The organism is Solibacillus silvestris (assembly GCF_051967575.1).
Lineage (GTDB): Bacteria > Bacillota > Bacilli > Bacillales_A > Planococcaceae > Solibacillus > Solibacillus silvestris_B.
Window position 1 is genome coordinate 31,203 of the sequence record NZ_JBQCJW010000030.1, and the last position, 9,239, is coordinate 40,441.

At 38.2% G+C, this 9,239-nt stretch carries 6 protein-coding genes; 5 read left to right on the top strand and 1 reads right to left on the bottom strand.

From position 1 onward, the window contains the following. A partial coding sequence (locus ACTHOQ_RS15185) for a hypothetical protein (protein ID WP_440496995.1) occupies positions 1-218 on the top strand: 218 nt, incomplete at its 5' end. 671 nt (positions 219-889) lie between these two features. On the opposite strand, the gene ACTHOQ_RS15190 is transcribed toward ACTHOQ_RS15185, so the two are convergent. Further along, the gene (locus tag ACTHOQ_RS15190) at positions 890-1,795 is read right to left on the bottom strand and encodes an Rgg family transcriptional regulator (protein WP_440496996.1); all 906 of its coding nucleotides are present in this window, start codon (positions 1,793-1,795) and stop codon (positions 890-892) included. 1,106 nt (positions 1,796-2,901) lie between these two features. Between ACTHOQ_RS15190 and ACTHOQ_RS15195 the strand changes: the two genes are divergently transcribed. The 4 genes from ACTHOQ_RS15195 to ACTHOQ_RS15210 all read left to right on the top strand — a co-directional run. Continuing rightward, the gene (locus ACTHOQ_RS15195) at positions 2,902-3,864 is read left to right on the top strand and encodes a hypothetical protein (RefSeq protein ID WP_440496997.1); all 963 of its coding nucleotides are present in this window, start codon (positions 2,902-2,904) and stop codon (positions 3,862-3,864) included. Positions 3,865-3,923: 59 nt separating this feature from the next. Further along, positions 3,924-5,831, top strand: coding sequence for a hypothetical protein (locus ACTHOQ_RS15200; protein ID WP_440496998.1), 1,908 nt, complete (start codon positions 3,924-3,926; stop codon positions 5,829-5,831). Positions 5,832-6,255: 424 nt separating this feature from the next. Beyond that, the gene (locus ACTHOQ_RS15205) at positions 6,256-7,848 is read left to right on the top strand and encodes an S-layer homology domain-containing protein (protein WP_440496999.1); all 1,593 of its coding nucleotides are present in this window, start codon (positions 6,256-6,258) and stop codon (positions 7,846-7,848) included. A 28-nt stretch (positions 7,849-7,876) separates the two neighbouring features. Further along, on the top strand, positions 7,877-9,239 hold a 1,363-nt coding region (locus ACTHOQ_RS15210; RefSeq protein WP_502229922.1), incomplete at its 3' end, for a FecR family protein.

The window sequence follows — 9,239 nt, forward strand, 5'->3', positions numbered from 1 at the left end:
ACTATGTCCCCGACTTAGCCATGCCACTCGAGAAAGTAGAACAAACAGGAGTAAAAGTAGAAAATACTGGAGCAAAAGTAGAATCTTTGGCATGGAAAGTAGAACTATTAATAGAGAAAGTAGAACATTTCCCTGAAAAAGTAGAACTATGCCCCCAACTTAGCCATTCCACTCGAGAAAGCGGAATAAACAGGAGCACAAGTAAAAACCCCGCATGAAAAGTAGAACACTTCGAGTGAAAAATATAATACAGCATGGGAAAAGGAAGCGGCAATTGAATGCTTTAAAATAGCAAAGATGGAGGGAAATAAATGGAGCAATGAAGCAGATGAAGGTTTAAGGCAACGGGCTTCACTAATCGGTTACAGGAAAATCCAAATTATGTACATCAATTTGAGAAGAATTATAGGATAAGACGTAGTGTGAGAGGGTTACAACAATTGATGGACGTATAATTGAGTACTGCATTCTATACAAAAGTTAACAAATTAGGAGTAGCGACAAATTAATAATAAATCCGAAGTTTCGCTTGTTTTCAACTAATTTAGTTTTTTTCTTCCCCTTTCCTTCTTATCTAATAATATCGATTAAAAAAATATAGGGAAAGTGGCTAATGTCATGTGCAAGGTGACTAATATTCACGAAAAAGTAGAATTTCGCCTCCTCTTTCAATTAGCATATCGCTAAAGAAAGTGGCATAAACTATAGCAAAAGTAGCTTGATCCAAGACAAAATTGGATTTCCTTTCCTCCATGATGAGCATTATGGAAAAGCTTAATTTATGAGTCTTGCAGTGGGGGGAGAATTTACATAGAATTAAAAAATTAACTGCAAGCAAAATAAAAAAACATGAAATACATTTTCCACTTTGACTTCATGTTTTTTATAACTATTTTTTTATTTGAAAAGGGATCACTGACTGATTGTTTGGATTTTTTTGGACGTTAAGCTTCAAATGCTTTAAAAGGTCGATGCATTGTTTTTGTTTATTTTTCATATTGAGATAACCTATAATCGTTACTATTTTTTCTAGTTCATCTGTAGGATGTTCTTTGTTTATCATGATGCTTATTACTTCATGGAAATAGATTTTCATTGATTGGTAATACATATCATTTTGTAAAATATCAGCAAGTTTTTCATATTCCTTAAAGTATTTCTTAGCTATTTGGTATTTAAATTCAAACAAGCTTTTCGTAATAATATTTAGTAAAAGCATGGAGTATTCATTTTTATATCTTTGCAGTTTTTGAAAGTTAATAATTGTGTTTTTTACTCTTTTGAATACGGTATCGATAAGCTCTTGAGAAAAGTAATTGATTGAATTGGAGAAAAGCATGATTTCATAATACCCCCAAGACTCACAATTATTCAAATAATTACTTAAGATTTCAAAGTCATTAGAGGCCGCTTTATTGTTAAGTGAATTTAACATGCATTTTGCCATTATTTGGTAGTGATAATATTTAATATTATTTGTTTTTTTATATTCCTCTTTTAACGTTGTTATAAGCAATTTTAACCCAGCGATATCCTTTCCATAGAAAACTGGTGCAATATTGTTGAATAAATGTAATTCAGCATTTTCATTTTGAGTGAAAGCCACATAAAATTCTTCGAGCGAAAGATTTAAGCGATCCAATATTATGAAAAATTTATTGACAGTAGTATCGCTTATTCCTTTTTCAAAGTTACTCCTCGCTTGTCGAGAGAAAACTCCTTTATAGAGTGTCTCTGATGAGATCTTTTTAGACAGACGTATTTCTTTAATGATAATTCCTATATTTGCTGGCATCGTCATACCTCCTAAAAAAATATCATGTCAATAATACTTTACATTAAAACTGAATATAAAAAAATCCCTCTATCATTATTAGTATATAAACGATAGGAGGAAAGGCAGATATGTTATCGATTTTTTTAGCTATTTGGGATGTTATTGGTGGACGTTAATTCGGGAGATTTGAATTATTTTAAGAGAAGCTGTGTAAAAAGTTAATTACTTTTTACACGCTTTTTTAATGCGGGCAGTTAAAGCAATAACTTAGAGTATTTCTATGAAAGTTTAGTAATAGGCTTTCTATTTTTCCAATTTCCCGAAGAAAATAGAACATTCCACAAGAAAAGTAGTACCAACTCAAGCAAAAATATAATGTTTCAATGGAAAAGAAGAAAGCTTCCCTAAAAAGGTAAAACCCCATTCACATAACTATCACTTCATCCGAGAAAGTAGAACAAATTCATACGAAAGTAGAACCCACCTCGTGATATGTAGGACCTTTCTCATGAAAAATAGAATGTTGTTTTCTTAAAAAAGTAGAATTCCGCCCATATAACTACTACTTCATCTTAGAAAGTAGAATCAATTCAAGCGAAAGTAGAACTCTTTGCATGAAAAGTAGAAAAAATTTAAGCGAAATTAGAACACTTCGCTCGTAAAGTAGAACGTTTTCGTAAAAAAGTAGAACCCGTCTGCATAATCTCCTCTTCGCCTGAGAAAGTAGAATCCACTCAAGCAAAAGTAGAACCCGCCGCTCGTAAAGTAGAATGTTTATGCGAAAAAGTAGAACTCGTCCACATAATTTCCATTTCATCTGAGAAAGTAAAAACCACTTAAATAAAAATATAATATCCTGTTTCCTGTTCAAAAAAAGAACCATGCCCTGAAATAGCTACTGATTTATAAGGAATACCTGCATATTTCTTTCTTAGAATTTCACCCCCATCCAAAGTGTCCATTATTATGGACATTTTATTTCGTTAGGCGAAGCGGTGGTATGATAAAACTAAAATAAGGAAAATGAAGGAAATGCAGAGCGGGGCAATGTATAGTTGAGTTTCCGTATTTACTCCATTCCATGCTGCGGGTTCTAATTTCCATAAAAATAAGGGGGAGTTGTCATGGATTTAGATACGATTATTCAGGAATATGAGAGAACAGAGATTACTGCACTTTGGATTCATGATCGCATCCAGAACAGGCACTACAATATTTTATCCATTGTAGAGGCTTGTCCGATTGAACAACAATATTCTCTTCCGATTGAGTCATTGGACAAAAATGGGGAGAAGGTTCCTTTTGTGGGCATTAGCCTTGATCAGGAACGGACACTTTATTTGAGAAGGGAGTTTAAAGAAACGGCAGAAGAGGGATTGGCGTATTTTAGAGGTCCGAGAATGATGGAGAATGTGGCGATTGTTTCCTTTGATCATTTGATATTGGATCCGCCTGCGGAAGTTCCTGTTTTAACTAAGGAAACGAAATACCCGAGCACTGCATTGGAGCATATACTGCCGAGACGATCTGTAGCATTTCGTGTTTGCGCATTGTTTGAGGAAAAGCAGGCAACATTACATCAGTTGACCGAGCAAGATTTCGCTAAAGTAGCCTTTTTAACAAAACAATATCTCGGCTATGATTTGTCTATATATAAAGAGTTTATCGGGGCGGTGCTGCTGGCATTGCCGAATCCGTATTTGAGACTGGTCAACATCTTGGGCGCACCAGAGCATACAGCTATTATCGCGGCTTTTTATGAAAGAATGGGAAAGTCGATGATTGGCGGGGAAATAGAAATATGTGATATTCATATTTATGGTCAAGGTTTTCATTTAAGAAAGAGGATTACGAATCAAAGGATGCTCATTTCCTTACCTTATATGCCAACTAGATTTAAAGTAAGATTATTTGATGCAAAGAGTCAATTAGTCTATGAAAATGAAATTGCATTTATGCAGGCATTCCATCTTAATATGCAGATGGCGAATACTGTAAGGAAATTTAAACGTTTAACGGGGAAAGAAAGCTATAAGGATTTTCGCCGAAAGCTGAGGAAGCCGAAACTGGAAAGTAAAGGGGTTTAATGCGGGTAGTTAAAGCTATTCAACTAAGCGATTATTAAGTTTTATGCTGGAGGTTTGTTATGATAAGCGAAGATTGGCGAATACGTTTGTGTCCAAATAATTTGCTGGAATGCAAACGGATAAAAGAAGAGAGAGCAGAATTTCTGATAAAGCATCCGATCGAACTATGGTCAAAACGAACAGAGTCAGCTGCTATCCGTATATTGCAATCATTGGGCGTTAAATTTGCATCATCATCTGAATTGAATGAAGAAAAACAACTGGAAGGAAAAATCGCGCAAGTGGCAGCGGTCGTGATGGAAGAACATGCCGAAAATAATCTGCTTAATACGGAGGATCTGGAGATTTATGCGATTTGCATCGGCTTAGGAGTCGCATTGGCGAAATTTTGCCCGACAGATTATAAAATTTGTGAGCAACTTGCAGAGAAGTTGTTTTGCCACCATCCAATATATGAAGCGTGGTTGGAGCATTTTCCTAAAGATAAATTCGACCTTCTCGAGCAGTACATAATACAGCTGCCGTATTTTGAGCATCCTTTGGAATTGGCAAGGACATGGGGCTACTATCGGAAAAAAAGATATTGGGATAGTTATGACGGACAGTTTAAATTCAATGAACAATATTTAAATGATGAATGGCGCTATATTACTGAGTCCAGGCATATAGGTAGGGGCTTGCTGTTGGCGAATGCCATCAGATTTAAAAATGATCTGCTGTTTGCCAAAGATAAAAGACAATGGGTGAAATGGCTGACAAAGCTGCCGAATATCCATATTCAGATGGCCGCAATTTCTCCAATTCGCAAATTGGAGCTTTGGAAAGAAGTTTTGGTCATACTTTTTGAATTATCCTGTCTTGAACAATATAACGGAAAGAAAGAGATTAAACTTCTTGCCGCATTATTTCTTTACGAATATTTTGATGCTGCAGAAGCAATCAGTAATCAGCTTTCCCATTATGCAACAGATCACTGGATATACTTGGATGAACATAAGGAAATTCTTCATTTGATCCATTCGGAAAAGGAAAATTGGCAATCCAAGGAATGGCCATATGCAATAAAGCAGTTGGTGGAAAGGTTATCAACTGTTAATATTACGTTGGTAACAGAGATGATCCTGCTTGCTCTTTGCCATATTCAAATCGATGCACTGCCTAAGAAGAACATTTATAAAGATGTAAGGAAGGTATGCATTGAACATCTTTTAGGGAATTTCAATGAAGCGATGGCATTTTTGCACAGCAAACAAACACAGACGTCTTTGCTAGTAGCGATGTTACTATGTTTTGAGGCAGATGACATGAAAGCATGTGGTGAACTATGGGATGGCTATTTAACGGTTATCGGGCAAAAGGAATTTTACTGGTCCATCGATTTCCAGCAGGATTTGGATTATTTCAAATTTGCCTGGCTTTCTGCAGGGATTTTAGCGCAACTGGATTCGCCATTCGCCAATTTTATGAATGCTGTCGAACGAATTAATGAGCCGAAAGAGGGCTGGGGAATACTGAATGAGAGAACATATGAAACGGATAAACGAATTGTCCATTTATACATAGTGGGGGTTATGGCTTCCGAATGGCTAGCTGTTAATGGAAGAAGGGAAGAAGCTATCCTTCTCTATAATTACGTATTTCATGAAACAACGAAATATTTGAGAAAATCAATTCCGTATTCCATGGATTTTGTCGACCAGCTGATCATGGAACTTTGGGGAAGATTGCCATGTATAAAGCCGACAGATTATATTGATATAGCGCTTTATACAATACCTTTATATGATGAGTACAAGCATATTCTTCTCGCTTTAACTGTACTGCACCGCAATTCCCAAAATGCAGCAGAATTAAAAATGCTAATGCAGGAAATGTATGAAGAGCTTTTCCCATTGGAAAAAATAAAGCATTGCCGTAACGAAAAGCTGCTAAAATGGTATGACCAATTTGATTGGTGGATGGAATAAATAATTGTTCTCTTTTGCGAATTTTTTAGTGTGTTTGATAAGAAAGCTGTTATCTAAGCTCCGGAGCAATGGGGAAGGTTCTTTATCATCGTATTGAGAACCATCCCGGTGACTCATCCGCACTTCATTCTTAGCGCTTTTACCTCTTTTGTCTCCAAGCCATAATAGAAATCAACCTTATACTATGATGATGAACTCTTTATATAACTAGCTTTTTATAGTTGAAAGAAAATGATTCTTTAGACACAAGGCTTTAAGCTTTTTATGAAGAATATTATATCATAGTCTGTTAAATATTCCTGCAATTTAATGACTTTTAAGAAATCCACATTAAATATATAAGATGGATATATGTGTCGAAGTTTTTTGACGCTTTAAATGGAGAAACCTATGAATATTAAATATTTATAGAGGGAGGTATAAAATGAAACGACTTTTTTTCGCTTTTGTAGTGCTTTTTAGCATATTCGGTGCCACGGCTACTGGATTTGCGAATGCTGACACTGAAAAAGCAAAAGCATGGGAATTTTTTGAGACAATGGTACCCGAAAAAATGGACAGTGCGCTATTCGAATCGCATGCACCGATAACCCGTGGTGAAGTGGCGATAGTGCTTGCGGAGCTTTCCAATGGAGGAAATCCAGGCGGGAATATTTCTTTTAAAGATGTCCCAGAGAATCACCCTTATTACGAAGCAATTATGCATGCTGCCAACTCAAAAATTATGACAGGCTATGAGGATCAGACATTTCGGCCTGATGCAACTCTGACGCGGGCACAGATGGCAAAAATTTTTGCTCTGCATTTCCAGCTGCCGGGGACATCCGAGGAGCTTCCATTTGAGGATGTGCCTGCCGATGCCTGGTATTATCCTTATGTCAATAATCTCTATTCATCAAAATTGACAAAGGGAACATCAGCTCAAAACTTTTCGCCGAATGAGCCGATTTCACGCAGCCAGTTTGCCTTACTGCTTTACCGATTGCAAGCACCATCACTTTTATTGGCAGACTATGCTGTCATAGCAGGTTCAAACAGTTATGGACATCTGGATGGACAGGCACACGATGCAAAATTCAGATCACCCCAGCATATCGCAAAGGTTCATCAAAGCTATTATATAAGCGATACCGAAAATCATATGATCCGCATGCTTTCGAATCAACAAGTAAGCACCTATACAGGGGATGCTTATTTTGTTGGTGGGGAGTCGAGTCCGTTAAGCGTGCTTTTGGATGGGAATATTGATGAGGCCTTATTTCAATCACCGATGACGATTGTATCTAGGGATGATGGCGCTTTATTTATCGCGGACAGCGCAAATCATGTTATCCGTAAAATCGCGTCTGATGGCAATGTAACAACCTATGCGGGCAGCGGAAATCCGGGGATCAAAGACGGAAAAGGGGAACAGGCTGAATTCTACTATCCATACGGTCTTGCATTGGCACAGGATGGAACCCTTTTTGTTTCGGATACACTCAATCATACGATTCGCAAAATTACGTCAGATGGTGAAGTGTCAACATTAACGAATAATGAGCTTCGGGTAATAGAGATGGCGGATGGCTATATTGAAGTGGCGGGCGGTTATCAAAACGGTAAAATCAGCGAAGCCCTCTTCAATGAGCCGACGAGTCTTTTATTGGATGCAAAAGGGAATCTTTTCGTGAGCGATAGCGGTAATCATGTCATCCGCTACATTGACCTGGAGGCAAATACAGTGTCAACATTTGCTGGCCAATTTGCTGAAAATGGTATTTACGGTATTCATGGTCACCGGGACGGAAAGGCTGAACAGGCTCAATTCTATTACCCGCGCGGCCTTGCATTAAATGAGAAAGGACAGCTGTTCGTGGCAGATTCACTTAATAATGCTATACGTCTTATTGAGAATGGAGAAGTCTCGACTCTTTCTGTAAATAACCAATTGCCGACGGATCTGCTGATTGATCAAGGTCAATTAATTGTCGTTCAGAGCGGAAGCGGAGAAATAGGAAAATATACGATGCGGTAATTACTATGCTATAAGGGAGGCACAAACTATGAGGCATTGCAAAACACTGCTTTTTATCACATCTTTCCTGTTCTTGCTTTTTAATTTCTCTTCACAGGCAGCCGCAGAGAAGGAAGGACGGCTTTTGGAAATTGTCGCTCCAAACGGGTCCGTGTATATACAAAAAGCAGGAAGTCCGAAGCAAATACAGGCTATGGATGGGATGAAGGCAGGACAAGGCGATAAAATCATTACGAAGGCAAATTCAAATGTCATATTGTTTGCATCAGACACAGAGGATCATCTTTATTTAAGCGAAAACTCTGCTCTGTTCATTGAAGAACTTTACAAAGAGGATAAAAATTATACATCACTGCGTTTAATTTCAGGCGATGCTTTAGTTAATGTAACACCTATTTATGAAACAGGTGATCATTTTACATTTTTTGCCCATAACGAAACTTTTCATATTAAAGGGACAAGCTTTTTTGTCGGTGTGGACCCTGTTACAGGACAATCTGTAGTAGGACTTTTTTCAGGAGTAATTAATGTAACAAATCCATCGATTCCTCCTTCCAATCCAGTATTGGTTCCTAACCAGCAAATTGTCGTTTTCCCAGAACAGGCAACTCCGAATAATTTAGTCATGGAGAATTTAATCAATTCTGGCAGTCCAAATGTTCTTCAGGCGATTTTAGATGCGAAAAGGCAGATTGATGGGGAAAACTCGTCTCTCATACGTAACAATCAAGAAATAACTGATGAACCTGATTTGGACGCATTAAGAACAAATTTAGACGGAGTGATTCTTTCAGTGGCTGAGCAGGCAAGAAATGCATCAATGGAAGCGCAATTACAGCAGCGGGAGTCCCTGCAAAATGCTTCGCTGCGTGCTCAAAAACAGGCTGAACAACAAAAGCAATTGCTTGCTGAACAAGCAAAACGGCAAATTGAAGAACTGAATAGAAAGCTGGAAGAGCAGAAGAGAAAGTTGGAGGAAGCGAAAAAACAGAGGGAGGACGCTGCCTTACAGAAGTATTTAGCTGCACTTTCCGAGGAGCAAAGACAGTCATTTTTACAAAGACAGCCACAAGCTGCCGAACGAAACAGAGAGAACAGCCCAATATCTGAACCTCTTCCGGAATATAGCCCCCCTCCAGCAGGACTTCCGGGGGGAGATGGAAATACGCCTGGACCAACGCCTGTGCCGGAACCGAATCCTGAGCCGGGACCGGAAAATCCGGACTGCCCAAATGCGGGAGAGAATCCAGATTGCGGGGGCAATGAAGAAGAAAACCCGGACTGCCCGGATGGTGAAGGAAATCCGGAATGTATGGAAAATCCGGACTGCCCAAATGCGGGAGAGAATCCAGATTGCGGGGGCAATGAAGAAGAAAACCCGGACTGCCCGG

Coding starts and splice junctions, on each gene's coding strand:
- ACTHOQ_RS15200 (WP_440496998.1), top strand. CDS start 3,924: ATGATAAGCGAAGATTGGCGAATACGTTTGTGTCCAAATAATTTGCTG.
- ACTHOQ_RS15195 (WP_440496997.1), top strand. CDS start 2,902: ATGGATTTAGATACGATTATTCAGGAATATGAGAGAACAGAGATTACT.
- ACTHOQ_RS15190 (WP_440496996.1), bottom strand. CDS start 1,795: ATGCCAGCAAATATAGGAATTATCATTAAAGAAATACGTCTGTCTAAA.
- ACTHOQ_RS15205 (WP_440496999.1), top strand. CDS start 6,256: ATGAAACGACTTTTTTTCGCTTTTGTAGTGCTTTTTAGCATATTCGGT.